The 23946-nt window shown below is 72.3% G+C and carries 29 protein-coding genes; 23 read left to right on the top strand and 6 right to left on the bottom strand.

Annotated elements, in window-relative coordinates; all coding sequences use genetic code 11:
- Nucleotides 1-32: 32 nt before the first annotated feature.
- The 17 genes from O0235_RS03775 (at nucleotide 33) to O0235_RS03695 (ending at nucleotide 13354) form a co-directional block, all read left to right on the top strand.
- Nucleotides 33-374 carry an HIT domain-containing protein gene (locus O0235_RS03775; RefSeq protein WP_270057201.1) on the top strand — a complete coding sequence of 114 codons (342 nt, stop codon included), beginning with the start codon at nucleotides 33-35 and terminating at the stop codon, nucleotides 372-374.
- A 23-nt stretch (nucleotides 375-397) separates the two neighbouring features.
- Entirely contained in the window at nucleotides 398-1048 is a 651-nt protein-coding gene (yqeK, locus tag O0235_RS03770) for a bis(5'-nucleosyl)-tetraphosphatase (symmetrical) YqeK (protein WP_270057200.1), read from the top strand.
- A 132-nt stretch (nucleotides 1049-1180) separates the two neighbouring features.
- The gene (fliF, locus tag O0235_RS03765; protein WP_270057199.1) at nucleotides 1181-2758 is read left to right on the top strand and encodes a flagellar basal-body MS-ring/collar protein FliF; all 1578 of its coding nucleotides are present in this window, start codon (nucleotides 1181-1183) and stop codon (nucleotides 2756-2758) included.
- 6 nt (nucleotides 2759-2764) lie between these two features.
- Nucleotides 2765-3784: a flagellar motor switch protein FliG gene (fliG, locus tag O0235_RS03760; RefSeq protein WP_270057198.1), complete on the top strand. Its 1020-nt coding sequence runs from the start codon at nucleotides 2765-2767 to the stop codon at nucleotides 3782-3784.
- Nucleotides 3768-4466 carry a FliH/SctL family protein gene (locus O0235_RS03755; protein WP_270057197.1) on the top strand — a complete coding sequence of 233 codons (699 nt, stop codon included), beginning with the start codon at nucleotides 3768-3770 and terminating at the stop codon, nucleotides 4464-4466. Before fliG ends, O0235_RS03755 begins: the two co-directional genes overlap by 17 nt.
- Nucleotides 4463-5881, top strand: coding sequence for a FliI/YscN family ATPase (locus O0235_RS03750; RefSeq protein WP_270057196.1), 1419 nt, complete (start codon nucleotides 4463-4465; stop codon nucleotides 5879-5881). Before O0235_RS03755 ends, O0235_RS03750 begins: the two co-directional genes overlap by 4 nt.
- Entirely contained in the window at nucleotides 5865-6293 is a 429-nt protein-coding gene (gene fliJ, locus O0235_RS03745) for a flagellar export protein FliJ (RefSeq protein WP_270057195.1), read from the top strand. Before O0235_RS03750 ends, fliJ begins: the two co-directional genes overlap by 17 nt.
- On the top strand, nucleotides 6290-6688 hold the full coding sequence (gene flgB / locus O0235_RS03740) for a flagellar basal body rod protein FlgB (protein WP_270057194.1): 399 nt from the start codon (nucleotides 6290-6292) through the stop codon (nucleotides 6686-6688). Before fliJ ends, flgB begins: the two co-directional genes overlap by 4 nt.
- 11 nt (nucleotides 6689-6699) lie before the next feature.
- Nucleotides 6700-7146: a flagellar basal body rod protein FlgC gene (gene flgC, locus O0235_RS03735; RefSeq protein ID WP_270057193.1), complete on the top strand. Its 447-nt coding sequence runs from the start codon at nucleotides 6700-6702 to the stop codon at nucleotides 7144-7146.
- A gap of 49 nt (nucleotides 7147-7195) precedes the next feature.
- On the top strand, nucleotides 7196-7483 hold the full coding sequence (gene fliE / locus O0235_RS03730) for a flagellar hook-basal body complex protein FliE (protein WP_270057192.1): 288 nt from the start codon (nucleotides 7196-7198) through the stop codon (nucleotides 7481-7483).
- The gene (locus O0235_RS03725) at nucleotides 7483-8739 is read left to right on the top strand and encodes a flagellar hook-length control protein FliK (protein ID WP_270057191.1); all 1257 of its coding nucleotides are present in this window, start codon (nucleotides 7483-7485) and stop codon (nucleotides 8737-8739) included. The genes fliE and O0235_RS03725 overlap by 1 nt, the downstream gene beginning before the upstream one ends.
- A gap of 12 nt (nucleotides 8740-8751) precedes the next feature.
- Entirely contained in the window at nucleotides 8752-9309 is a 558-nt protein-coding gene (locus O0235_RS03720; RefSeq protein WP_270057190.1) for a flagellar hook capping FlgD N-terminal domain-containing protein, read from the top strand.
- Complete coding sequence (locus tag O0235_RS03715) at nucleotides 9306-9668, top strand: TIGR02530 family flagellar biosynthesis protein (RefSeq protein WP_270057189.1); 363 nt, start codon at nucleotides 9306-9308, stop codon at nucleotides 9666-9668. Before O0235_RS03720 ends, O0235_RS03715 begins: the two co-directional genes overlap by 4 nt.
- Before the next feature lie 89 nt (nucleotides 9669-9757).
- A complete protein-coding gene (locus O0235_RS03710) occupies nucleotides 9758-11041 on the top strand; it encodes a flagellar hook protein FlgE (protein ID WP_270057188.1) in 1284 nt (427 codons plus the stop codon).
- A gap of 55 nt (nucleotides 11042-11096) precedes the next feature.
- Nucleotides 11097-12074 carry a YncE family protein gene (locus tag O0235_RS03705; protein ID WP_270057187.1) on the top strand — a complete coding sequence of 326 codons (978 nt, stop codon included), beginning with the start codon at nucleotides 11097-11099 and terminating at the stop codon, nucleotides 12072-12074.
- Nucleotides 12075-12098: 24 nt separating this feature from the next.
- Nucleotides 12099-12539: a hypothetical protein gene (locus O0235_RS03700; protein WP_270057186.1), complete on the top strand. Its 441-nt coding sequence runs from the start codon at nucleotides 12099-12101 to the stop codon at nucleotides 12537-12539.
- A gap of 38 nt (nucleotides 12540-12577) precedes the next feature.
- Nucleotides 12578-13354: a hypothetical protein gene (locus O0235_RS03695; RefSeq protein WP_270057185.1), complete on the top strand. Its 777-nt coding sequence runs from the start codon at nucleotides 12578-12580 to the stop codon at nucleotides 13352-13354.
- Nucleotides 13355-13364: 10 nt separating this feature from the next.
- On the opposite strand, the gene O0235_RS03690 is transcribed toward O0235_RS03695, so the two are convergent.
- From O0235_RS03690 to O0235_RS03680, 3 genes are all read right to left on the bottom strand, one after another.
- Nucleotides 13365-14156, bottom strand: coding sequence for an enoyl-CoA hydratase-related protein (locus O0235_RS03690; protein WP_270057184.1), 792 nt, complete (start codon nucleotides 14154-14156; stop codon nucleotides 13365-13367).
- A gap of 68 nt (nucleotides 14157-14224) precedes the next feature.
- Nucleotides 14225-15124 carry a hypothetical protein gene (locus O0235_RS03685; RefSeq protein ID WP_270057183.1) on the bottom strand — a complete coding sequence of 300 codons (900 nt, stop codon included), beginning with the start codon at nucleotides 15122-15124 and terminating at the stop codon, nucleotides 14225-14227.
- Nucleotides 15121-15699 carry an RDD family protein gene (locus tag O0235_RS03680; protein ID WP_270057182.1) on the bottom strand — a complete coding sequence of 193 codons (579 nt, stop codon included), beginning with the start codon at nucleotides 15697-15699 and terminating at the stop codon, nucleotides 15121-15123. The genes O0235_RS03685 and O0235_RS03680 overlap by 4 nt, the downstream gene beginning before the upstream one ends.
- A gap of 79 nt (nucleotides 15700-15778) precedes the next feature.
- On the opposite strand from O0235_RS03680, the gene O0235_RS03675 reads away from it, so the two are divergent.
- Together O0235_RS03675 and O0235_RS03670 are read left to right on the top strand one after the other, a co-directional pair.
- Complete coding sequence (locus tag O0235_RS03675) at nucleotides 15779-17020, top strand: hypothetical protein (RefSeq protein WP_270057181.1); 1242 nt, start codon at nucleotides 15779-15781, stop codon at nucleotides 17018-17020.
- A complete protein-coding gene (locus O0235_RS03670; protein ID WP_270057180.1) occupies nucleotides 17017-17442 on the top strand; it encodes a VanZ family protein in 426 nt (141 codons plus the stop codon). The genes O0235_RS03675 and O0235_RS03670 overlap by 4 nt, the downstream gene beginning before the upstream one ends.
- Here O0235_RS03670 and O0235_RS03665 read toward each other — a convergent pair.
- From O0235_RS03665 to O0235_RS03655, 3 genes are read right to left on the bottom strand one after another with little or no spacing between them, the layout of a single operon-like run.
- Nucleotides 17390-17611, bottom strand: coding sequence for a hypothetical protein (locus O0235_RS03665; protein ID WP_270057179.1), 222 nt, complete (start codon nucleotides 17609-17611; stop codon nucleotides 17390-17392). The two genes, O0235_RS03670 and O0235_RS03665, sit on opposite strands and share 53 nt — an antisense overlap.
- Nucleotides 17612-17641: 30 nt before the next feature.
- On the bottom strand, nucleotides 17642-18916 hold the full coding sequence (locus O0235_RS03660) for an MFS transporter (RefSeq protein WP_270057178.1): 1275 nt from the start codon (nucleotides 18914-18916) through the stop codon (nucleotides 17642-17644).
- A 46-nt stretch (nucleotides 18917-18962) separates the two neighbouring features.
- Entirely contained in the window at nucleotides 18963-20222 is a 1260-nt protein-coding gene (locus O0235_RS03655; RefSeq protein WP_270057177.1) for a Glu/Leu/Phe/Val family dehydrogenase, read from the bottom strand.
- An 84-nt stretch (nucleotides 20223-20306) separates the two neighbouring features.
- Here O0235_RS03655 and O0235_RS03650 point away from each other — a divergent pair, with 84 nt between their 5' ends.
- From O0235_RS03650 to O0235_RS03635, 4 genes are all read left to right on the top strand, one after another.
- Nucleotides 20307-21287, top strand: a complete 981-nt coding sequence (locus O0235_RS03650; RefSeq protein WP_270057176.1) for a 2-hydroxyacid dehydrogenase — start codon at nucleotides 20307-20309, stop codon at nucleotides 21285-21287.
- A gap of 90 nt (nucleotides 21288-21377) precedes the next feature.
- Nucleotides 21378-22025: an orotate phosphoribosyltransferase gene (locus O0235_RS03645; protein ID WP_270057175.1), complete on the top strand. Its 648-nt coding sequence runs from the start codon at nucleotides 21378-21380 to the stop codon at nucleotides 22023-22025.
- A 72-nt stretch (nucleotides 22026-22097) separates the two neighbouring features.
- The gene (locus tag O0235_RS03640; RefSeq protein WP_270057174.1) at nucleotides 22098-22703 is read left to right on the top strand and encodes an RNA polymerase sigma factor; all 606 of its coding nucleotides are present in this window, start codon (nucleotides 22098-22100) and stop codon (nucleotides 22701-22703) included.
- Nucleotides 22700-23887, top strand: a complete 1188-nt coding sequence (locus O0235_RS03635; protein WP_270057173.1) for a hypothetical protein — start codon at nucleotides 22700-22702, stop codon at nucleotides 23885-23887. The genes O0235_RS03640 and O0235_RS03635 overlap by 4 nt, the downstream gene beginning before the upstream one ends.
- Nucleotides 23888-23946: the final 59 nt, after the last annotated feature.

The following is a 23946-nucleotide window of genomic DNA, read 5'->3' as shown; positions in this document are numbered from 1 at the left end:
CACAGCCGCCCGCCCTGCACACAATGGCGCCCATGCAGGACTGCCTGTTTTGCCGCATGCACCGGGGCGAAGTCCCGGTCACGAAGATCGCCGAAAACGCCCACGCCTTCGCCATCCGCGACATCAACCCCCGCGCGCCGGTCCACTGTCTCATCATCCCGAAGGTCCACATCGACAACGCCCGCGAGGTCGAATGGAGCCACGCCGAGACGCTCGCCGGCATGTTCATGCTCAGCAAGGACGTCGCCCGCGTCGAAGGCGCCTGGGAGCCCGGCTACCGCCTCGCCTTCAACGTCGGCGACGCCGCCGGCATGACCATCCACCACCTCCACATGCACCTCCTCGCCGGCCGCCGCCTCGGCCCCGAGGGCTGACTCCGCCGGCGCCGCCCCCGCGCATGAGCGACATCGCCGCCCAGCTCGCCGCCGTCCAGGCCGAATACGACCGGCTGCCGAGCGGCCTCCGCCAGCACGTCGAACGCGTCGCCGCCGAAGCCCGCGACCTCGCCGCACGCTGGGACCTCGACCCGGCCCGCGTCGAACTCGCCGCCTGGGGCCACGACCTCTTCCGCGCCCACCCGCCGGCCGAGCAGCTCCGCCTCGCCGCCGAGTGCGGCCTTCCCGTCTCCGACGTCGACCGCCTCGAGCCCGTCCTCCTCCACGGCCCCATCGCCGCCGTGGTCCTCCGCGAACGCTTCGGCGTCACCGACGGCGAGGCCCTCGCCGCCGTCCGCGACCACACCCTCGGCGCCGCCGAGATGCCGCTCATCGCCAAGGTCATCCTCCTCGCCGACAAGGTCGAGCCGCGCAAACGCAAGCGCGACCCCATCCTCCGCGCCATCCGACGGCTCGCCCGGCGCGACCTCGATACCGCCCTCCTCTGCTGGGCCGACTGGAAATGGGTCGAAGAGCGGGCCCGCGGCTGGCCGAGCCACCCCGCCCACTGGGACGCCCGCCGCCGCTGGGTCGCCGAGCACCACCTCGACCGCGCCATGCCGCCCATCCTCCCGCTCGACCCGGCCGACCCCGATTTCGCGCCGGCCGAATAGCCGCCACCGCACGGCAGGATCAGGGTTTTCTCCCCAGACTTCACGGGAACGCCACCCGCGCATCGGTGACTCCCCGATGCGGAGCCGCGAGCCCCATCGCTACCTTCGGAGCACTACCGCCCGGAGCACCGCATGGGGAACCTGCAGTCCTCGCCGCTCGGTCCATGGCTCGAACGCTGGAACGCGCTCCCGCGCAGCCGCCAGGTGATGCTCGCCGCGGTCGGCATCGGCGGCCTCGTCCTGGTCTGGGTACTCTTCCTCTCCTCCTCCAGCCCGAAGATGGTCACCGCCTACTCCGGCCTCGCCCCGGAGGACAGCGCCGCCATGGCCGATGAGCTCGAATCGCTCGGCATCCCGTACCAGCTCCGCGCCGGCGGCTCCGCCATCGCCGTCCCGGCCAACAAAGTCGCCGAGGTCCGCATCAAGCTCGCCCAGGCCGGCCTCCCCTCCGGCGGCGCCGTCGGCCTCGAAATCTTCGACAAGACCAACTTCGGCGCCACCGACTTCGTCCAGCAGGTCAACTTCCGCCGCGGCCTCGAAGGCGAACTCGCCCGCTCCATCAACACCCTCGACGCCGTCAAAGCCTCCCGCGTCCACATCTCCATTCCGAAGCAGGCCGTCTTCAAGGAAGACCAGCACGAGGCGACCGCCAGCGTCCTCCTCCAGCTGAAGCCCGGCGCCCGCCTCACCGACGAGCAGGTCAAAGGCATCACCAACCTCGTCGCCAACTCCGTCGAAGGCCTCAGCGAAAAGGGGATCACCATCATCGACGACTCCGGCCGCGTGCTGTTCGACGGCGCGACCTTCGGCGGCAGCTTCTCCGCCGGGGCCACCGCCTCTCAGCTCGAACTCCAGCGCCAGTACGAACTCGCCCTCCAGCGCGACGTCGCCGATGTGCTCGCCCGCATCGTCGGGCCCGGCCGCTCCGCCGTCACCATCCGCGCCAGCCTCAACTTCGACCAGGTCACCCAGGTCAAAGACGAGTACGGCACGCCCCAGCAGGCCGTCCCCCGCTCGCAAACCACCGTCGAAGAGACCTTCACCGGCACGAACCTGAACGTCGGCAACGTCCCCGGCACCGGCGCCAACGGCGGCACCGGCGGCGGCGCCAACACCACCGCCAACGGCAACTCCCAGTACTCCCGCACCGAAACCACCACCAACAATGAGGTGCCGAAGACCTCCTCCACCACCATCCAGGCGCCCGGCAAGCTCCAGCGCCTGAGCGTCTCCGTCGTCCTCGATGAGAGCGTGACCGCAGCGCAGGAGGCCGCCATCACGAGCGCCGTCGCCGCCGCCGTTGGCCTCGACCAGGTCCGCGGCGATATCCTCAGCGTCACCCGCCTCCCCTTCGACGAAAGCGCCCGCGCCGACCTCATCGGCGAGACGCCCGGCGGCCTCGCCGTCTACTTCGAATACCTCAAGCTCCTCATTCCCATCCTCGCCGTCATCCTCGCGTTCATCCTCGTCATGCTCCTCCTCCGCTCGCTCTCGAAGCGGCAGCTCCGGCTGCCGGCCCCGGTCATGCCCCAGGCCCTGCCCGCCGGCGCCGCTGCAGCCCTCGCCGCCCTCCCCAGCGCCGCCCCGCAGGAAGACCTCCCGGTCCTCGAAACGCCGCCCGACCCCCACGAAGAGCGCGTCCTCCGCCTCGCGGAGGCGAACCCCCGCGCCGTCGCCGACGTCGTCCAAACCTGGATGAGGGAAGAGTAACGGGCCATGGTCGCAAAGGATGAGAAGCTCAAGGGCCGCCGCAAAGCCGCAGCGCTCCTCATCACCCTCGGCAAGGAGCGCTCCGCCGAGGTTCTCCGCCATCTCTCGGACGAGGACATCGAGCGCCTGACCTGGGAGATCTCCGCCATGGGCGAGCTCCTCCCCGAGCAGCGCAAGGAAGTCGTCGAAGAGTTCGAAGAAGCCGCCGTCGCCCGCAACGTCATCTCCCTCGGCGGTCTCGATTACGCCGAAGAGCTCCTCCGCCTCGCCCTCGGCGAAGAGAAGGCTGCCGAGCTCATCGACCGGCTCTCCGCCACCTCGCCGACCGTTCCCTTCGGCTTCCTCCGCCACCTCAACGTCCAGCAGCTCGTCAACTTCCTCGCCCAGGAGCACCCCCAGACCATCGCGCTCCTCACCTCCTTCCTCCAGCCCGACAAGGCCGCGCAGGTGCTTGCCGGCCTCGAACCCGAACTCGCTGCCGATGTCGCCCGGCGCATCGCGCTCATGGACCGCGCCAACCCCGAAATCGTCAACGAGGTCGAGGCCGTCCTCCGCCGCAAGCTCAGCGCCGTCCTCCAGCCCTCCCGCCAGGCCCAGTCCGTCGGCGGCATCGAAGTCCTTGTCCAGGTCCTCAAGCAATCCTCCCGCATGACGGAGAAAACCATCATCGAGGCCCTCGAAGAGAACGAGCCTGAGCTTGCCGAGCAGATCAAGAAGCGCATGTTCGTCTTCGAGAACATCGCCACCCTCGACGACCGCTCCATCCAGCGCATCCTCCGCGAAGTCGAGGTCCGCGACCTCGCCCTCGCGCTCAAGGCCACCTCCGACGCCGTCAAGGAGTGCATCCTCCGCAACATGTCCCAGCGCGCCGCCCAGATGCTGCGCGAGGACATGGAGGCCTCCGGCCCCGTCCGCCTCCGCCAGGTCGAAGAAGCCCAGCAGCGCATCGTCGAAGTCATCCGGCGGCTCGATGAAGCCGAGGAAATCGTGATCTCCCGCGGAGGCGACGATGAACTGGTCGGCTAGGCCGCCCCGCGTCATCCGCTCCGCCCGCGCCCGCGCCGAGAGCGACGTCTTCGTCATCGGCGCCAGCTCCCCCGCGGTGCCGGTCGATGCCCCCGTCGCGACCGCCGCCGAGGTCATCGCCGCCGCCGAAGCCCGCGCCGCCGAGATCATCGCCGCCGCCGAGGCCGAAGCCGCCCGCATCCGGGGCAGCTCGTCCGCCGAAGCTGCCGCCGCCGCTGCCGCGGCTGCCGAGCAGGGCTACCGGGACGGGCTCGCGCGCGCCGAGGCCGAGGCCCGCGACCTCCTCGAACTCCTCCGCGCCGCCGCACGCGAAGGCCGCGCCATCCGCGACCAGGTCGCCGCCTCCGCCTCCGGCCTCCTCGCCGAGGCCGTCGTCCTCGCCGTCCGCCGCATCGTCGGCCTCGCCTACCAGGCCGACCCGGCCCTCACCGCCGCCGCCTGCGAAGAGGCCGTCCGCGCTGCGGCCGGGCAGGAGCTGCTCAGCATCCGCGTCAACCCCGCAGTGGAAGCCGGGGTCACCGCTGCCCTCGGCGACCTCGGCGCCTACGTCCGCCCCGATGCCGCGATCGGCGTCGGCGGCTGCATCGTCGACCTCCGCAGCGGCACCATCGATGCGACCCTCGATGCCCGGCTCGACCTCGCCGAGCTCGCCATCCGCCGCGCGGCCGGGGGCGAACCGTGACGGCCGCCCTCGAATCCGTCATCCGCGCCGTCTCGGGCGCGACCCTCTACCGCCGCACCGGCACGCTCCTCCACAGCACCGGCGAGATGGCTGCTGCCGCCGGCATCAACCTGCAGCCCGGCGAACTGGTCTTCATCGAAACGCCCTCCGGCGCGCCCGTCGCCGCCGAGGCTGCCGGCTCCGCGCCCGGCATCGCCCACCTCGCCCTCCTCGAACGGGCCGTCCTCCCCGCCGGCGCGCGCGTCTATGCCGCCGGCACCCCGCCGCTCGCCCCGGTCGGCCGCGCCCTCCTCGGCCGCATCCTCGACGGCCTCGGCCGGCCCATCGACGGCGGCGAACCGCCCGCCGGGGTCCGTTGGGTCGCCGCCTCCGCTGAGCCGCCCCACCCCCTGGATCGCGAACCGATCGCCCGCCCGCTCCCCAGCGGCGTCCGCGCCGTCGATGGCTTCCTCACGCTGGGCCGCGGCCAGCGCGTCGGCATCTTCGCCGGCTCCGGCGTCGGCAAGAGCACCCTTCTCGGCATGCTCGCCCGCGGCACCCGCGCCGATGTCACCGTCATCGCCCTCATCGGCGAGCGCGGCCGCGAAGTCCGCGACTTCATCGAACACGACCTCGGCCGCGACGCCCTCCGCAACTGCGTCGTCGTCGCCTCCACCGGCGACAACCCGGCCGCGATGCGCATCTGCGCCGCCCGGGCCGCCACCGCCATCGCCGAGGGCTTCCGCGACGAAGGCGCCGATGTCCTCCTCCTCTTCGACAGCCTCACCCGGGTCGCCATGGCCCGCCGCGAAATCGGCCTCGCCGCCGGCGAGCCGCCGACTGCCCGCGGCTACCCGCCGTCCGTCTTCTCCATGCTCCCGCACCTCATGGAGCGCGCCGGCCCCGGCGCCCGCGGCTCCATCACCGCCGTCTACACCGTCCTCGTCGACGGCGAGGACATGGACGAGCCCATCGCCGACCTCGCTCGCGCCACCCTCGACGGCCACATCGTCCTCCGCCGCGCCCTCGCCTCGGCCGGCCACTACCCGCCCATCGACGTCCTCCAGAGCGTCTCCCGCCTCATGGACCGGGTGGCGAGCCCCGCCCACCGCGAGGCTGCGCGCCGCCTCCGCCAGCTCCTCGCCGCCTACGAAGACGCGCGCGACCTCGTCGCCATCGGCGCCTACGCGCGCGGCGCCGACCCGCTCGTCGACCGCGCGCTCGAACTTCTGCCCGCCATCAACGCCTTCCTCCGCCAGCGCGCCGACGAGTGCCCGTCGTTCGACGAGGCGCTCGCGGCCCTGTTCGCCATCGACCCCGAATTCGCCGCCGGGGCGGATGTCCCCGCCAACCCGGCATTCCGCTACATCGACCCCGAGGAGGTGACCGGTGAGCCTGTCATCGAAACGGCTGAAACGGTTGATCCGGCAGCGTGAGCTCGCCGAGCTCGTCCAGCGCCGCGAACTCGCCGAGGCCATCGCCCTCCGCGAGCGCCGCGCAGCCGCCCTCGCTGAGGCGCGCGCCAGCCGCGAGCACCTCTTCGCGGCCGAACCCCCGGCCGGCCCGCTCGACATCGCCGACGCCCTCGCCGGCGCGGCCTACCTCCGCCGGCTCGAGCGCGACATCGCCGCCCGCGAAGCCGCCCTCGCCCACTCCGACGAGGACGTCGCAGAAGAGCGCGCCGTCCTGATGGAGCGCCGCCGCGACCGCCGCGCCCTCGAACTGCTGCTCGAACGCCGCCAGGCCGAGGAGCGCCTCGAGCGCGCCCGCGCCGCCGCCCGCCAGCTCGATGACCTCGTCGCCGCCCGCTGGCGCAGCCAGCCCATCCCCACGGAGGAGCCCGCATGAACCCCATCGCCGACCGCGGCATCGCCCAGGTCACCGCCTGGCTCGCCGGCCTCGGCCGCCGCCAGGGCGCCATCGCCAACAACATCGCCAACATCGATACCCCGGGCTACGTCCGCCAGGACGTCACCTTCGAGACCGAGCTCCAGCGCGCTTTCGGCCGCCACTCCAGCCAGCTCGCCGTCACCGACCCGCGGCACATCGCCGCGCCCTCCCGCCGCACCGGCCAGCTCGGCCTCGACCCGCAGCAGCTCCTCGTTACCAGCCGCCTCGACGCCAACACCGTCGACGTCGACCAGGAAATGGTCCTCCTCGCCGAGACGCAGATGCGCTACCAGGCCGCCGCCAGCGTCCTCTCCCGCAAGCTCAACAACATCCGCACCGCCATCACCGGCTAAGGAGCACCGCCATGAGCCTCATCCGCGCCATCGCCTCCACCGCCTCCGGCCTCGCCGCCCAGCGCGTCCGCATGGATGTCGTCGCCAACAACGTCGCCAACATCGATACGACCGCCACCCCCGAGGGCGGCCCCTACCAGCGCCGCGTCGTCCGCTTCGCCTCCGGCGACCCGGCCCTCCCCTTCTCCGGCGTCATCCGCAAGTTCCTCGGCGGCGGTTCGATGGGCGTCGTCCTCACCCAGGTCGCCGTCGATGCCGAAACCCCCGGCCGCACCGTCTACGACCCTTCCCACCCCGACGCCGACCCCGAAACCGGCTACCTCCAGATGCCCAACGTCGACCTCGTCCAGGAGATGACCGACCTCACCTCCGCCAACCGCTCGTACCAGGCCAACGTCACCGTCCTGAACGCCATGAAGCAGATGGCGCTCCGCGCCCTCGATATCACCAGCAGATAGTCCGCTCAGGGGTTTCCCCGCCCCCAATCCGCGCTCCCCGGAGGTTCCCGTGGATATCGCACCGATTCAGAGCCAGCTCCCCCTCGCCCAGACTGGGGCGAAGACGGCCGCGCCGGCCGCCGGGTTCGCCGACCTCCTCGGACGCGCGCTCGGCCAGCTCCAGGCCATCAGCGACAACGCCGACCAGAAGGTCAACGCCCTCGCGACCGGCCAGGACGTCGAATTGCACGACGTCATGCTCGCCGTCGAAGCCGAAAGCCTGGCGATCTCCCTCGCCACGCAGGTCCGAACGAAGGCCGTCGAGGCCTACCAGGAAATCTTCCGGATGCAGATCTGATGGGACTCGTCGTCGAACTCCCGCCAGCCTCGCTCGAAGCCCCCGGGCTCGCCGCCGCCGGCGACGGCCAGGCGCCCCCCGCCGACCTCTTCGCCGGCCTGCTGGCCGCCCTCGAAGCGGCCCCGGCCGACGGCGGGGCGCCGCTCCCGGCCATGCCGCCGCTCCCGAAGCGCGGCCCGGCCGCCGATACGGCCGGCCTCGTCCCCGCGCTCTTCCTCGCGGTTCCGCTGCCCGCCGCCGCGGCCCCGGGCCTCCCGGTCCCTGCAGCCTCCGCGCCGCGCGCCGAGGCCGCCCCCGGCGAGGCGCCCGCCCCCGCGCCGCTCGCTCGATTGTCCGCGGCCCCCGCGCCGGGCGAGACGGGCCCGGGAGCGCTCCCGCTCCCCGCGGGCTCCGCGGCGGATGCGCCGGGTGCCGGCCGCGCGTCTGAACAGACGGCCGCTGCGCTGCCCGCCGAGCCCGCTGCGGCGGCCGGCGATGCCGCGCCCGCCACAGCCGAACCGTCCGCCCCCGCCGGCTCCGCCGAAGCGAGGGCAGCTGAACCGCCCGGTGTGCCGGCCGAAGCGCCCGCCGCCGAACCAGCCGCCGCCGAGGGCGTGGTCCGCTCCGCCGGGAACGCCCCCGCCGACCCTGAGCTCCCGCTTCCGCCGGGCGCCGTCCTCCGCGAGGAGCGCCGGCCCGCCGGCGAGCGGCCCCTCCCCCGCGCCGCCGAGCCGGCCATCCAGCACGCCGCCCCGGCCTCTGCCGTCGCACAGCCCCGCGAGGCCCCGGCGCCGGCGCCGTCCGCCGCTGCTGAGCCGCCCCCCGCCGCCGAACCGCCGCCTGCGGCCATCGAGAACCTCGATGCCGTCGCCACCGCCGTCATCGAACGCGTGGAAGCCGGCGGCGGCGAGGCCCGCATCCGCCTGGAGCCGGCCGGCCTTGGCGAAATCACCATCCGCCTCCACGCCCGGCACGACGCCGTCCATGTCGACGTCCACGCCGAGACCCCCGAGGCCGTCCAGCTCCTCCGCGACGCGGCCGCGGACCTCTCCTCGCTCCTGGGCCAGCGCGGCATGAACCTCGCCGGCCTGAACGTCGGTCTCGGCGCGCGCCAGGGCGAGGCCGGCGGCTGGGCGGAGCCCCGTCCGCAGCGGCCCGCCCCGCGCGACGGCGAATTCGCCGCCATCCTCGGCATCGAGGACCCGGCTGCCGCCGCCCGCCAGCATCGCCTGCGCGCCGCCTACAACCCCGACGGCTCGCTCCTCTACCGCGTCTAGGAGGCCCGCCCCATGGCAGGACTGCAAATCGACCCCGTCACCGGCCTCAAGAACGCCACCTACACGCCCTCGACCGGCGCGCCCTCCAACGAGCTCGGCCAGGTCGACTTCATGAAGCTCATCATCGCCCAGATGCGGAACCAGAATCCGCTCGAACCCCAGAAGGACTCCGACTGGATGGCCCAGATGGCCCAGTTCGAAGCCCTCAACCAGATGCGCGCCGTCGCCTCCGGCATGAAGGCGCTCCAGGGCCTCACCGAGCTCACCAGCGCCGCCGGCCTCATCGGCAAGACCATCACCGGCAAACAGGTCGATGCCATCGCCATCACCCGCGACCTCGTCGCCCGCGAGAAGTTCGGCCGCCCCTTCGCGAAGCTCACCTCCCCCGAGCGCGTCGCCGTCAACGAAGACGAGCGTGTCGTGGCCGCCGCCGCCGACCTGCCCAACGCCGGCCGCGAAGTCACCGGCGTCGTCGAGAAAGTCGTCATGGATGCCTCCGGCATCCCCTTCCTCTACGTCGGCGGCAAGGTCGTCGACCTTTTCACCGTCGCCCAGGTGCAGCAGCCGTGATCGACCGCGCCGCCCCCATCGGCCCCGCCGCAGCACCCGCCCCCCGGCCGCAGCCCGCCGCCCCCGCGGGCGCCGCCTTCGGCGACCTCCTCCAGCGCGCCAGCGCCCGCCTGGTGCTTTCGAACCACGCCGCGAAGCGCATCGAGCGCCGCGACCTCGGCCTCGATGCGCCGAAGCTCCAGCGCCTCGACGCCGCCATCGACCGCGCCGCCAGCAAAGGCGCCCGCAACACCGTCGTCATGCTCGACAACCTCGCCGTCATCGTCGATGTCCCCGGCCGCACGGTCGTGACAGCTCTCGACACCACCCGCGGAAAGGAGAACGTCTTCACCAACATCGATTCCGTCGTCATCGCCTAGGCAGTACCGGGCCGGTCCGCGCGTCGGAGGCCCGATCCCGCACCACCACCCGCCGCAAACCCCGGTAGCGAAAGGATCGAGTACCCACCATGATGCGAGCCCTCTTCTCCGCCATCTCCGGCATGAAGAACCACATGGCCTTCATGGACGTCGTCGGCAACAACATCGCCAACGTCAACACCATCGCTTTCAAGTCCTCCCGCGTCACCTTCCAGGACATCCTCGGCCAGACCATCAAGGGCGCCAGCAGCCCCCAGGGCGGCCGCGGCGGCACCAACCCCGCCCAGGTCGGCCTGGGCATGCAGCTCGGCGGCATCGACAACATCATGACCCAGGGCTCCCTCCAGAGCACCGGCAAGCTCACCGACTTCGCCATCCAGGGCGACGGCTTCTTCGTCGTCTCCGACGGCACGCGCAACTACTACACCCGCGACGGCGCCTTCGACATCGACGTCGCCGGCAACCTCGTCAACCCTGTCACCGGCCTCAAGGTCATGGGCTGGCGCGCGAACGCGATGGGCGTCGTCGATACCGAAGGCCCGCTCGTGCCGCTCTCCATCCCCTTCGGCACCCGCATCAGCGCCCGCGCCACCAGCCAGGTCGTCATGGCCGGCAACCTCGACGCCGGCACTCCCACCTACAACGCCGGCCCGCCCGCCACCGGCCTCGTCGGCTCCACCCTCACCGTCTACGACTCCCTCGGCAACGCCATCACCCTCAAGCTCGAATTCCGCAAGAACTCCGCCGCCAACACCTGGGACGTCTTCGCCTTCTACGACGACGACGCCAACAACTCCACCCCGGACGTCCAGGTCACCCCGACGCCGGCCCAGCTCGTGTTCGACAACTCCAACGGCACCCTCCAGACACCGGCCAACGGCCTGCTGAACTTCTCCCTCGCCACGCTCCCCAGCGATGCCCTGACGCCGCTCGCGTTCGACATCGACTTCTCGTCGCTCACCCAGTTCGCCGGCCAGAGCCAGCTGAACGTTTCCAGCCAGGACGGCGCCCCCGCCGGAGCGCTCGTCTCCTTCGCCGTCGGCTCCACCGGCGAAATCACCGGCATCTACTCGAACGGCGCCAACCAGGTCATCGGCCAGCTCGCGCTCGCCAGCTTCGTCAACTCCGGCGGCCTCCAGCGCATGGGCCAGAACCTCTGGTCGCCCAGCTCCAACTCCGGCGAACCGATCATCGGCGCGCCGAACACCAACGGCCGCGGCTCCGTCAGCACCGGCACTCTCGAATCCTCCAACGTCGACCTCGCCCAGCAGTTCACCAGCGTCATCCTCGCCCAGCGCGGGTTCCAGTCCTCCTCCCGCGTCATCACCGCGGGCGACCAGATGCTGCAGGACCTCGTCAACATCATCCGCTAACCCTCGCTCCAGCCGGGGGCGGGCGGCCTCCCCCGCCCCCGGCCTCCCCCACGCCATGCGCCACTCCTCCCTCGGCCGCTTCAACCGCTTCGCCAGCCTCGCCGTCCTCCCGGTGATGCTCCTGGCGATTCTCGCGTTTTCGCGGCAGGCCCAGCGCCAGCCGGCGGTGCCCGCCCCGGCCGAGGGCATCCTCGCCGTCGCCAGCCTCCGCAGCGGCCAGCTCACGCTCTTCGACCTCGCCCGCGGCGAAACGCGCGCGCTCGCCCTCCCGGCCGCGCCCCACGAGCTCGAGGTGCGCGGCGCCCGCCTCTACGCCACGCTCACCCGCGCCGATGCCCTCGTGGAGCTCGACCCGCGCGCTCCCGGCATCCTCCGCCGGGTCGTCCTCCCGGGCCGGCCCCACGGCCTCGCCTTCGACCCGGCCGCCGGCGTCCTCTACGTCACGCTCGATGACGCGAACGCGCTCGTCGCGCTCGATGCCGCCTCCCTCGCCGAAATTGCGCGCTGGGCGACCGGCGAAACCCCCCACGCCGTCGCCCTCGCCGACGGCGTCCCCTACGTCGCCGCCGCCCGCGCCGGCCGGGTCGAAGCCGTTCGGCCTTCCGGCGGCGCGGCCGCCGCGTCCGGGCGCCTCCCGGAGAGCCTCGCCGCCGCCGATGGGCTCCTGCTCGCTGCCGATTACCTGGGCGGCACCCTGCACCTGTTCGAACCCGCGACCCTCCAGCCGGCCGGCGCCGTCCACCTCGGCGGCGGCCCGGTCCGCATCCTCGGCCTCGGGGGCGGGATGGCCGCCGTCGCGCTGCAGGATGCCGGGCAGGTCGCCATCGTCGACCTCGCGCGCCGCCAAGTCGTGCGCCGCCTCGACGTACCCCCCCGGCCCGACGGCCTCTGCGTCTCGCCCTCCGGCGCCTACCTCGCCGTGGCGTCCAACGGCGCCGCTGCCGTGACCGTCTTCGAAATGGCCTCCTGGCGTGTGGCCGCCCGGTACGCCGTCCCCGAAGGCCCCGGCGCCTGCGCCTGGCTCGCCGATTGACCGCCCGGCCGCCGCAGGCGCACCATGGCCCTTATCCACCGTGCGGTGATGGGGATGATCGTCGGCCAGCGCTGCCGGCTCGGCGGCCGCTTCTCGAAATGCGCCGAACTCGCCGAAGAGACCTGCCAGTACTGCGGCCGGCCCTTCTGCGCGCGCCACACCTACTACCGCGAAGGCCACGAAGCCGTCTGCACCGCCAGCCGCTGCCGCGCCAAGCGCGACGACCTCGTCGCCTACCAGGCCTACCGCGCCGCCGTCGCCGCCCGCAACCGGGCCGGCCTCTGCGGCATCGACGGCTGCGGCCCCCACCCGGCCCACGAATGCTCGCTCTGCCGCGGCCACTTCTGCGGCGACCACATCCGCGAGCGCATGTACCCCTTCCGCCAGGGCTGGGTCACCATCGAACGCCCCGCCTCCGTCTGCGCCCGCTGCTGGGACCGCCGCAAAATCTGGCGCGGCGCCTGAACTCGGGCCTGCCCCGGCCCCGTGCTACCATCGACACGATGTCCACCGCCGGCGGCCCCGCTCCCGTCCTCGAAGGCGACCTCCTCGACGGCCGCCCGCTGCCCGCGCCCGACGAAATCGTCCTCCGCATGCGCCAGGCCATCGCCGGCGGCCAGCACTGGTTCGAAGCCCTGCTCGACGCCGTCGCCCGCTGGCGCATCCCCGAAGAAATCGTCCGCGGCCGCCGCTACCGCTACCTCATCGCCGGCGAGGCGTTCGACTGGCTCCTCCTCGCTGAGCGGCTCCTCGACGAAGCCGCTGACCTCGTGCCCGCCGCCGCGCGCGACGCCCTCCTCTGGCAAAACCGCTGGCCCGCCGACCTCGATATCGATGACGCCGAGTTCGCCCGCCGCATCGGGCCCGCCAAGCACAGCGCCCACCTGAACTACCTCTACGGCGTCCTCGTCGAAGAAGCCCTCCAGCTCTCCGTCGAAGAGGAGATCCACAAAGAGGTGCGGAGCCGGGTCTGGGGCTTCGACGAGCGCGTCGATGAAACCATGTACCAGCGCATCTACGGCAAATCGCGCGATGAGCTGCTCGCCCTCCACTACGAGGAAACGGGCAGCCTCCTCACCGGCGACGTGGCCCTCGATGACTGGAAGGCGTTCACCTACTGGCTGTTCAAGCGCCGCCTGAAATCGCAGGACCGCGCCCGCGTCGCGAGCGACACGCGCAAAGGCCTCGCCCAGCTCACCCGGATGGAGCTCGCGGTGAGCGAGCGGCGGTTCGGCGCCCGGCTGGATGACGCCGACTTCGCCGCCCGCTACTCCGCCTGAGCCCGGCCGCCTACCGCCCCTGCCAGTTCGGGGCCCGCTTCTCCGCGAACGCCCGCGGCCCTTCGAGCGCGTCCTCGCTCGTCCGCCGCCGCATCTCCCATTCGTACCGCTGGGCCCCCGCCTCCTCGAGGCTCAGGTGCAGGCCGCGCATCGCCGCTTCCTTAGTGGCCCGGACCGAAAGGGGCGCGCACGCGAGGATGTCTTCCACCCAGCGCTCCACGGCAGCGTCCAACTCGTGGAGCGGCACCACCTCGTTGACGAGGCCCAGCTCCGCGGCCCGCTTCGCCGGGATGTGTCGGCCCGTAAGCATGTACCCCATCGCGATCTTGAGCGGCAGCTGCCGCGGCAGCCGGTGGACGCCCATCGCCCCGGCGATGAGCCCCCGCCGCGGCTCGGGCAGCCCCAGCTCCGCGTGCTCCGCCGCCACGATGATGTCGCAGGCGAGCGCCATCTCCAGCCCGCCGCCCAGCGCGAAGCCGTTGACCCGCGCGATGATCGGCTTGAACAGGTCGTACCGGTTCGTGATGCCGCCGAACCCGCCCTTCGGCCACGCCAGGTTCGGCCGCTGCTCCTTCGGCAGCCGCGAGACCTCCGCCGTGTACTTCAGGTCGTTCCCCGCCGAAAACGCGCGGTCGCCCTCGCCCGTCAGCACCGCGATCCACGCATCGTCGTCCGCCGCGAACTGGTCCCACGCCTGGTCCAGCTCATGGCTGGCTGGCGGGTGCAGCGCGTTCATCACCTCCGGCCGCGTGATCGTGATGGTCACGACGTGGCCCTTCTTCTCGTACCGGCAAAACTCCACGGGTCTCTCCTTCCGGGTCGGGGTGCCCCGCCATTCTGGCCGGTCGGGCCGCCGCCCGCAAAAGCCCCTCAGCCGGCCTCCCGCTCGTCTGCCGCGGCGTATTCCGGCGCGTCCCCTGCGTCGGCCGGCGCCCCGGCCGTCCGCCGTTCGAGCAGCTCCAGCCCCCACGCCGCCGCGACGAGCGCCAGCCCTGCGCCGGCGACGATGGCGCCGTTCCGCGTCCCCGCCGAGACGCCCGCCTGCGCGATCGCCCGGAGGTGGGAGACGAACGGGTCGCTGCCGCCGAACTGCCCCGCGATGGCCCACGCGGCGAGGCTCAGGGCAGCCGCCCCGACGCCCCCGAGGGCTGCGGCGGCAGCGGGTGCCCGTAGCCGGCTCCACCCCGTCGAAAGCGCGGCGAGGAGCGCCGCGAGCGCCGCCGTCGCCGCCGCCAGCACCGCCGCCGCTGTCCCCGCCCGCTCGTGCGCCGGCCCGGAGAGCTGGCCCGCCATCAGCTCCAGCAGCCCGTCCACCGAGAACCGGTCGATCGATTGCGCGCCTGTCAGGTCGAACGCCCGCAGCCCCTCCGCATAGACGAGGGCCGCCGAGCGGTCGAGGAGCATCGCCTGCAGCTCGGCGTCGCTCGCGCCGCGCACCTCGCGCGCCTCCAGCGCGATCGGCAGCGGGTAGCCCGGCAGCTCCAGCACGCCCTCCTGCCGTGCCGCCGCCTCCCGAAGTCCCGGACCCTCCTCGGCGAGGAACCGGTCGACCTCCGTCAGGCTCGCGATGGCGCTCCGCAGCATCGGCAGCGCCGTCGCTTCGCCCGTCACCTGCCATGCGCTCACGCTCAGCGCCATCCCGAACGCGGCCAGCGCGAGCAGCACTGCGACGAGCGACCGCCGTCCTTCGCCCGGCGAGGCCACCTCAGCGAACAGCCGCTCCCGCACCGGCGGCTCGGCGCCGAATTCGTCCGGCCCCAGCCCGCTCACACCAGCCGCACCACGATCGTGCCGGCCAGCCGGTCGTGCAGCGTCCGCCGGTGCCGGTCGAACGCCGCCCAGAGGATGCCCAGCGCCGCCAGCACGAACGCAATCGCCAGCGCCGCGCCCGCCAGCAGCGTCGATTCCCGCAGCGCGTAGGCCGCCACGATGCCCGCGCCCGCGAGCAGGACATAAAACAGCTGCCCGATGACCCGCGCCATCGCCCCCAGCACCCCCAGCGGCCGCCCGTCCGACCGCACCACCATCAGCTGCATCACCGCAGCGCCGACCGTCTGCCCCTTCCACGCGAGCCCGATGAAGAAGTACAGCAGCAGCGCCACCGGGATGAGCCCGACGCACACCCAGAACGCCGAGAGCGCCGTCGACGACGGCTCCACCCGCTCGAAGTCGGAAGAAATCAGCACGATGAGCGACCCCGCCGTCACGAACAGCGAGGCGATGATGAACAGCACGAGGATGTCCAGCGCCCCTGCCGCCACGCGCGATTCGAACGAGGCGTAATGGAGCCGGTAGGCCGGCCGCCGGCCCTCGCCGCGGGTGTCCATCGTCGCTTCCGCGCCCATCCCCGCCAGTCTACGACGGCCCGGGTAAGGCGGTAGCGGCTTCACCCTGCCTCGCCGGGCGCCACGGTACAGTTACCGTATGGCCGCCTCACCGGTCTCCGCCGGCCCGCCGGCCGTCCTCGAGCCGTGGCGCCCCCACGGCTGGCTCCTCGCGTTCACCCTCGCCGGCGTCCTCGGCATCGTCATCGGCCTCGGCATCGCCCTCTTCGCGCCGCGCGGCGAATTCGCCGGCGAGCGCTACCACCTCTGGCGCTGGCAGGCCGAGACCTTCGTGCCCACCCTCGCCCGCATCGCCGGCATCGGCCCCGAACCTGCCGAGGCCGCCGGCGACGAAGCCGTCCGCCGCTACTTCGCCCTCACCTCGCAGCTCCGCGCCGAGGCGGCGCGGCCGAACCCCGACCTCGCGCTCATCGCCGCCCTCGAAAACGAGCGCGCCGCCTACGAGAACGACGTCGAGCGCTTCATCTCATCAGCATTGACCGAGGTCATCGCGACCGCCGGGCTGAAACGTCAGCTCCCCCTCTTCACCGGCGTCGAAATCACCTGGCCCCCCGTCGCCTTCGAACTCACCAGCCCGCCGCGCCTCCTCGTCCGCTCCCCGCGCGACCGTATCGAGCGCGCCGGCGACACCCTCCTCCAGCCCGGCCTCACCCTCGCCGATATCGAGCGCATCGAAGCGCAGGCCGATACTGCGGATTCGGTCTCGATCGTCGTTTCGCTCGGCGGGCTCGCCGCCTACCCCGCCATCGTCCGCGACGACCGCACCTACGCGAGCGTCCTCGAGACCGCTGCCCACGAATGGGTCCACCACTACCTCGCCTTCTACCCCCTCGGCCAGCAGTGGGGCAAAGGCGGCGACGCCGAGGTGCTCAACGAAACCGTCGCCTCCATCGCCGGCCGCGAACTCGCCCGCCTCGTCATGCTCCGCTACCCCATCGACTTCCCGCCCGGTGAAGACGGGAGCGCCCCGCCCGCCGACCGCAACCCGCAGGTCGATTTCAGCGCCGAGATGCGCAGCCTCCGCCTCGCCGTCGATGACCTCCTCGCGCAGGGCCGCGTCGCCGAAGCCGAGCAGCTGATGGAGCAGAAGCGGCAGGAGCTCGCCGCGAACGGCATCGTCATCCGCAAGATCAACCAGGCCTACTTCGCCTTCTACGGCACCTATGCCGACAGCCCCCAGTCCTCCAACCCTATCGGCCCGCTGTTCGAAACCCTCTGGGCGAAGACCAGCGACGTCGGCGAATTCCTCCGCCTTGCCCGCGGCATCACCAGCCGCGAGCAGCTCGAGCAGCTCGTCGCCGCCTTCGGAGGCCCGCCGTGAGCCGCGCCGCCCGGCCCTGGCTCATCGGCCTCCTCGCCTGGGCCGCCGTCATCTTCACGCTCTCGAGCTTCCCGAACCCGCCCGGCCCGCGCGTCACCGAGCCCCGCGCCGTCCTCGCCCACATCAGCTTCTACGCGGTGCTCGGCTACCTCGCGGTCCGCTGGCTCGCCGCGTGGCGCGGCAGCGCCGGCATGGGGATCGCCGCCGCGGCGTGGCTCCTCGCCGTCGCCTACGGCATCTCTGATGAGGTCCACCAGGCCTTCGTGCCGAACCGCCACGCCTCGGCGTTCGACGTGCTGGCCGATGCGGCCGGCGCCGCCCTGGGCGTCGCCCTCGGCGCGCGGCATGCGGCGCGGCGGGTGCCCCGCATCAGCCGAACAGCGGCCCCCCCGGGTCCAGCACCGAACCATCCAGCGCGATGACCGCCGGCCGCTCCTCGCAGTACCCCTCGTTCTCACACTTGTCGAACACGAACGCTCCGCGCTTCTTGTCGAACTGGATCTTCCACGTGCCGATGACCGGGCTGCCCGGCCCCTCCTCCCGCGCCCGTTCGAGGATGGCGATCAGCGCGGCGATCTCTTCGCGTCCCATAGCGGCTCCCTTCGTGCGTTCCCCGAAAGCTTAGTCGCCGCCCGCCGGCCGCGGTAGCGTCTCCGCATCGATTTCGATGGCCGGCGCGCCCGGGCGGAGGGGCACCGACGCCGCCCACGCCGCACCGATGATGGCCAGCACGCCCGCCGCCATCACGCCGAGCGTCTCCCGCTCCCCGATCCGGTCCGCGAGCGCGCCGAACGGGTACGCCACCAGCCCGTTCACCCCCCACGCCAGCATCGTCAACGACATCACCCGCCCGTGGTACGCCGGCTCCGCCTCCCGCATCACGATCGCGTTGTTCAGCACCTGGAAGGCGCCCGTGCCCGAGCCGATCGCCAGCATCGCCAGCATCGCGACCCCGAAGTTCGGCGCCGCCGCCAGCAGGATGAGCGACAGCCCCAGCACGACGCCCCCGGCCACCATGAGCATCCACGCATGCCGCGAGCCCGCAGCACCAGCGACCGCCAGCGACACGACGAAGCCGCTCGCAGCGCCCGCCGCCATCAGCAGCGCCATGTCCTTCGACGATCGCCCCAGCTCGTTCTCGAGGAACCCCGGGAGCACGACGAAGTACGAGAACCCCGCCATGATCACGCCGATGAACGTCACCACCGCCAGCATCAGCCGCTTCCGCTCCCGGATATGCCGCATCCCCAGCGCCATGTCCTCCCGGAACGACCGCCCGCCCCGCGCCACCGCCCGCGACGGCGGCAGCATCGCGAGGCTCCCGATGACGAACACGAACAGCCCCGCCATGAACAGGTAGGTGCCGCCCGTCCCGACGAACGAGAGCCCGATCAGCCCCGCCGCGATGAACGGCCCAATCACCCTCGTCAGCGTCATCCCGACCTGCTGCAGCGCAATCCCGTTCGGCAGGTCCTTCGGCGGCAGCAGCTCGCCGATCCATGCCTGCCGCGCCGGCCCGATGAACGAGAAGACCGCGCCCATCACCAGCGTCGAAAGCGCCAGCAGCGGGATCGTGATCAGGTCGAAGATGATGAGCAGGCCGACCGCCGCGAAGTTCAGCCCGATGATCGTCTGCCCGGCGAACAGCATCCGCCGCTTCGGGAACCGGTCCGCCACCACGCCCCCGAACGGCGACACGAGGAACGTCGCCAGCCCCATCCCCAGCGAGACGAACCCGACCGCCCCGTTTCGCCCCGTCAGGTCGAACGCCACCACCGCCTGCACCACCGACGACATCATGAACGCGAGGAACGCCAGCGACGTGCCGATCCAGAGCACCCGGTAGTCCCGGTACTCGAGCGCCTTGAACGTCCGCGCGAACCACGCCCCGACCATTCACTGCATCCTAACGGTCAGGGGCCGCCCCTGCCACCCTTTCGGCTTAGACGAACCCGCGCAGCTGGATCGCCCGCGCCACCCGCTCCAGCCCGATGTCGAAGGCCGCGTCCCGCGGCTGCGTCCCGTCCCGCGCCGCCCGCGTCATCAGCTCGTCGAACGTCGCCACCATTCGCTTTTCGAGCTCCTCCAGCACCCGCTCCAGCGGCCAGCGGAACTGCTGGATGTTCTGCGTCCATTCGAAGTACGACACCGTCACGCCGCCCGCGTTCGCGAGGATATCGGGCAGCACGTGCACCTTCCGCGCCCGCAGGATCGCGTCGCCCTCCGGCGTCACCGGGTGGTTCGCCGCCTCCACCACCACCCGCGCCTTCACCCGGCCCGCATTCTCTCCCGTGATGACCTCGCCGATGGCCGCCGGGACGAGGTAGTCGCAGTCCAGCTCCAGCAGCGCCTCGTTGGTGATGGGCTCCGCCGGTTCGAACCCCGCCACGCTCCCGGCCACGCCGAACCAGCGGTCCAGCGCCGCCACGTCGATCCCGTCCGGGTTGTACACCCCGCCTTTCACGTCGCTGACGGCGATGACCCGGAAGCCCATCTCGCTCGCCACCCGCGCCGTCCAGCTGCCGACGTTGCCGTACCCCTGGATCGCCACCCGGATGTCCTGCGGCGCGACCCGCTCCATCCGCGCCAGCTCCCGCATGCAGATCGCCACGCCCCGCCCTGTCGCCTGGTCCCGGCCGTAGCTGCCGCCCAGCTCCACCGGCTTGCCGGTCACGATGCCCGGCGTATAGCCGTACCGCGCGCCGTAGGCGTCCATCATCCACGCCATCGTCTGCTGATTCGTCCCCATGTCCGGCGCCGGGATGTCCCGGTTCACGCCCAGGACCATCCCGATGTGCTGCGTGTACGTCCGCGTTAGCCGGTTCAATTCCGATTCGCTCATGTGCGTCGGGTCGCACATCACGCCGCCCTTCGCGCCGCCGAACGGCAGGTCCATCAGCGCGCACTTGTAGGTCATCAGCATCGCCAGCGCCCGCACCTCGTCGAGGTCCGCTTTCGGGTGGAAGCGCACCCCGCCCTTGTACGGGCCCCGCGCCCCGTTGTGCTGCACCCGGTAGCCTTCGAAGATCCGCAGCGTCCGGTCGTCCATCCGCACCGGCACCTGTGCGCGCACCTCCCGCCACGAGGTCCGCAGCAGGTCCACCACTTCCGGCGGCGTGCGCAGCCGGTCGGCCGCCGCCAGCACCCCTTGCAGGACCGACTCCGTCGGGGAGACCGGCCGCGGTTCGCTCGTCGTGGTCATCGCGCTGCACCTCCGAATGCCAGCCTGCCGGCAAGCCTACACCCGCGCTGGCCTTGCTGCGCCCTCCGCGCCAAACTCTCCGCCATGGCCCGCGTCTTCATCACCCGCGCCGTCCCCGGCCGGGCCGTCGAACAGCTCGTGGCCGCCGGCCACGCCGTCGAAACCTGGCCCGGCGACCTTCCCCCGCCCCCTGCCGACCTCGCCGCTGCGCTCGCCCGCAGCGATGCCGTCATGGCCATGGTCGTCGACCGCATCACCCCGGAGATGCTCACGGCCGCGCCCCGCCTCCGCATCGTCGCCAACATGGCCGTCGGCTACGACAACATCGACCCGGCCGCCGCCGCGGACCTCGGCGTCTGGGTCACGAACACCCCCGGCGTCCTCGCCGAGACCACCGCCGACCTCGCTTTCGGCCTCCTCCTCGCCGCCGCCCGCCGCATCGTCGAATCCGACCGCGACACCCGGGCAGGCGGCTGGAAGACCTGGTCGCCCACCGGCTTCCTCGGCGTCGATGCGTTCGGCGCGACCCTCGGCATCGTCGGCCTCGGCGAAATCGGCGAAGCCGTCGCCCGCCGCGCGCGCGGCTTCAAGATGCGCATCCTCTACCACTCGCGCACCCGCAAACCCGCCCTCGAAGCCGACCTCGGCCTCGAATACCGGCCGCTCCCGGAGCTGCTCGCCGAATCCGATTTCGTGTCGCTCCACACGCCGCTCACCCCGGAGACGCGCCACCTCATCGATGCCGCCGCCCTCGCCGCGATGAAGCCCGGCGCCATCCTGATCAATACGGCGCGCGGCCAGGTCGTCGACCAGGATGCTCTCGTCGACGCCCTCCGCGCCGGCCAGCTCGGCGGGGCCGCGCTCGATGTCACCACCCCGGAACCGCTCCCGCTCGGCCACCCGCTGTACACCTTCCCCAACGTCATCGTCACGCCCCACATCGGCTCCGCCAGCCGCGCCACCCGCGCCCGCATGGCCGAGATGGCGGCGGCCAACATCCTCGCCGTCCTCGCGGGCCGCGAGCCGCCCAACCCCGTCAACCGGCCCGCGAACCCCCGTTCGTAACTTGACACAGCCCCGGCCGCGCAAGAAAAAAGAACCTTACGTGGCGTGCACGTTCGCGGCCGCGCTCCCGACCTATCCCCGGGGTGCCCCTTGAGCAAATCCTCCAAGCCGCCCGGCAACCTCTGGCTTGCCGAAGAACTCTGGAAACTGAACGCCATCGAATTCGGCGATTTCACCCTCGGCCGCACCGCCGTCCACTCCCCCATCTACATCAACCTCCGCCGCCTCATCTCCAACCCGAAGGCGCTCAAGAAATGCGCGCGCATCATCAAGGAGGAGCTCGAAGCCCTCATGTCGATGCGCAACCCCCACGTCCAGCCGTTCACGCTCGTCGCCGGCGTCCCCTTCGGCGGCCTCCACGTCGCCACCGCCTTCTCCCTCCTCGTCAATACCCCGATGATCTACATCCACCCGCCCGGCACCGATAAGGCCGACGTCATCGAAGGCATCTACGTCCGCGGCCAGAGCTGCCTCATCATCGATGACCTCATCACCGGCGGCGGCTCCATCCTCCAGACGGCGGCCACCCTCGAATCCGCCGGGCTCGTCGTCCGCGACGCCGTCACCCTCATCGACCGCCAGGAAGGCGGCAAGCAGGCCCTCAAGGCCGCCGGCATCAACCTCGTCTCGATCCTCTCGCTCGAACAGATCGCAAACTACCTGATGTCCGAGGGGCACATCGCCGAGGACCAGTACCGCGCCACCATGGAGTACCTCCGCTCCCGCAACGGCGGCTGAACCGCGCCTGTCCCCCGGTAAAGCCCCGTCACCTTTCACCTTCCCCGGGCCATTCGTACAGTGAATCCCGCTGTGCGCGAACCCGGGGAAGGGCCCCATGAACCCACGCACGAAGGCGACCAGGCCGACGCCGACCTCGCGGCCCGCGCTGCCCGCCGCGAACCGGCCGCGTGGGAAGCCCTCTTCGACGCCCACTACCGCCGCATCTACGCCTACCTCCGCTTCCGCCTTGCCAGCCCGGACGAGGCCGAGGACCTCGCCTCCCAGGTCTTCGAAACCGCCTACGCCCGCGCCGATGCCTTCGACTACCGCGGCGTCCCCATCGAAGCCTGGCTCCTCGGCATCGCCCGCAACCTCGCCCGCGACGTCATCAAGAAACGCATCCGCCGCGGCCCGACGGATGACCTCGAAGCTGCCGACCTCGCCGGCGCTCTCGCCGACGACGACCCGGCGCCGGCCATCCAGCTCCGCAGCGACCTCGCCGGCGCCCTCCGGTGCCTCACCGAAGACCAGCGCGAGGTCATCCGCCTCCGCTTCCTCCTCGACAAATCCGTCGCCGAGACGGCGCACCTCATGGACCGCTCCGAGGACGCCGTCAAGAACCTCCAGCGCCGGGCGCTCGCAGCCCTCCACCGCGCCCTCGGCGGCGAAGCCTACCCCGCGGGAGGCGGCGCATGACGCGTGACCGCCTCGACGACCTCCTCCAGCGCGCCCTCGAAACCGGCGCCATCCCCCCGGAGGCCGCGGCGGACGAGTGCGCCGAACTCGAGCGCCTCCTCGCCGCCCGCGCCGACATCGAAACCATCCGTGCCGGCATCGACGCCGAGGCCGCGGACGCCCTCCCCGCCGCGCGCGCCCGCTTCCAGCGCTACCTCGCGGCGCAGCGCCCGGCCCCCGTCGAAGTCCGCGCCGCCGCGGCCCGGCCCGGCCGCTTCGAGCGCCTGTTCGGCGGCCGGCGTCTCTCGCTCGCCGGCTCGCTCGCGGCCATCCTCCTCGTCGCCGCTGTCGCCCTCTTCGTCTCCCGGCCGTTCCATGGCGCGCAGCAGGTCCAGGCGCTCGGCGTCGACGACTACGTCCAGCTCACCGGCACCGTCGCCGCCGCGGACGCATCCGGACTCACCATCGAAACCGCCGAGTTCGGCCGCGTGGCGGTCGCCGCATCCGGGGCGACCTTCCTCGATGCCGCCGGCGCCGTCATGGACCGGCCGCCGCGTCCCGGCGAGGCCGTCTCCGTCGCCGGCTTCGTCCGCGACGCGCGCCAGGGCCGCCTCGCTATCGACGGCCAGACCGTCGCCCTCGCGGCGGCGCTCCCCGGCGGCGACGGCCGCCCGCTCGAGCGCCTCGCCGCGCCAGCCGAGGGCACCGTCACGCTCGTCGCCATCGACCGCGACGGGAAGGAAGCCCGCGCCGTCATCCTCCTGCCCGACGGGCGCCGCGCCCTCGTCGAGGTCGACGTCGATTCGCTCGGCCAGCTGCTCGCCGCGACGGGCTCCCCGCTCGGCAGCAAAGTCAAAATCGACCAGCCCGGCGGCCGCCTCCTCGAAATGCGCCTCGACCCGCTGCCGGGCGGCCATGACGGTGACGGCGACGGCCATCACCGCGATGGCCCCCCGCTCACCCGGCTCACCGGCACGCTGCAGAACGTCTCCGCGACCGGCTTCACCCTCCAGGCCGCCGACGGCCCGGTGCAGGTCGTCCGCCGCCCGCGCCTGAAGATCCTCCCCGGTGAAAGCGGCCTCACCATGGCCGACCTCCGCGGCGGCGCCTCCATCGAGGGCTACACCGCGACCGTCGCCGGCGGCTTCGACCCCCGCACCGGCGCCTTCATCGCCGAACTCGTCGTCCTCGGCCCGAAACCCTGACCTGCCGGCTGTGGCTTGAGCGTCACGCACCCGTGGCGCACCCTGAGCGCATCACACCC

Origin of the sequence: Tepidiforma flava (genome assembly GCF_027594505.1) — a bacterium.
In the GTDB taxonomy this organism is placed as follows: Bacteria; Chloroflexota; Dehalococcoidia; order Tepidiformales; family Tepidiformaceae; genus Tepidiforma; species Tepidiforma flava.
The sequence above is the reverse complement of the archived record's forward strand: the minus strand, read 5'-3'. Positions and strand labels throughout refer to the sequence as shown.

Excerpts from the sequence above, each read along its gene's own strand:
- O0235_RS03635 (WP_270057173.1), top strand. The coding sequence starts at position 22,700 with ATGACGCGTGACCGCCTCGACGACCTCCTCCAGCGCGCCCTCGAAACC.
- O0235_RS03675 (WP_270057181.1), top strand. The coding sequence starts at position 15,779 with ATGGCCGCCTCACCGGTCTCCGCCGGCCCGCCGGCCGTCCTCGAGCCG.
- O0235_RS03650 (WP_270057176.1), top strand. The coding sequence starts at position 20,307 with ATGGCCCGCGTCTTCATCACCCGCGCCGTCCCCGGCCGGGCCGTCGAA.
- O0235_RS03655 (WP_270057177.1), bottom strand. The coding sequence starts at position 20,222 with ATGACCACGACGAGCGAACCGCGGCCGGTCTCCCCGACGGAGTCGGTC.
- O0235_RS03700 (WP_270057186.1), top strand. The coding sequence starts at position 12,099 with ATGGCCCTTATCCACCGTGCGGTGATGGGGATGATCGTCGGCCAGCGC.
- O0235_RS03660 (WP_270057178.1), bottom strand. The coding sequence starts at position 18,916 with ATGGTCGGGGCGTGGTTCGCGCGGACGTTCAAGGCGCTCGAGTACCGG.
- O0235_RS03680 (WP_270057182.1), bottom strand. The coding sequence starts at position 15,699 with ATGGGCGCGGAAGCGACGATGGACACCCGCGGCGAGGGCCGGCGGCCG.
- yqeK (WP_270057200.1), top strand. The coding sequence starts at position 398 with ATGAGCGACATCGCCGCCCAGCTCGCCGCCGTCCAGGCCGAATACGAC.
- O0235_RS03705 (WP_270057187.1), top strand. The coding sequence starts at position 11,097 with ATGCGCCACTCCTCCCTCGGCCGCTTCAACCGCTTCGCCAGCCTCGCC.
- O0235_RS03710 (WP_270057188.1), top strand. The coding sequence starts at position 9,758 with ATGATGCGAGCCCTCTTCTCCGCCATCTCCGGCATGAAGAACCACATG.
- fliF (WP_270057199.1), top strand. The coding sequence starts at position 1,181 with ATGGGGAACCTGCAGTCCTCGCCGCTCGGTCCATGGCTCGAACGCTGG.
- O0235_RS03665 (WP_270057179.1), bottom strand. The coding sequence starts at position 17,611 with ATGGGACGCGAAGAGATCGCCGCGCTGATCGCCATCCTCGAACGGGCG.
- flgC (WP_270057193.1), top strand. The coding sequence starts at position 6,700 with ATGAGCCTCATCCGCGCCATCGCCTCCACCGCCTCCGGCCTCGCCGCC.
- O0235_RS03725 (WP_270057191.1), top strand. The coding sequence starts at position 7,483 with ATGGGACTCGTCGTCGAACTCCCGCCAGCCTCGCTCGAAGCCCCCGGG.
- fliG (WP_270057198.1), top strand. The coding sequence starts at position 2,765 with ATGGTCGCAAAGGATGAGAAGCTCAAGGGCCGCCGCAAAGCCGCAGCG.
- flgB (WP_270057194.1), top strand. The coding sequence starts at position 6,290 with ATGAACCCCATCGCCGACCGCGGCATCGCCCAGGTCACCGCCTGGCTC.
- O0235_RS03695 (WP_270057185.1), top strand. The coding sequence starts at position 12,578 with ATGTCCACCGCCGGCGGCCCCGCTCCCGTCCTCGAAGGCGACCTCCTC.
- O0235_RS03775 (WP_270057201.1), top strand. The coding sequence starts at position 33 with ATGCAGGACTGCCTGTTTTGCCGCATGCACCGGGGCGAAGTCCCGGTC.
- O0235_RS03720 (WP_270057190.1), top strand. The coding sequence starts at position 8,752 with ATGGCAGGACTGCAAATCGACCCCGTCACCGGCCTCAAGAACGCCACC.
- O0235_RS03755 (WP_270057197.1), top strand. The coding sequence starts at position 3,768 with ATGAACTGGTCGGCTAGGCCGCCCCGCGTCATCCGCTCCGCCCGCGCC.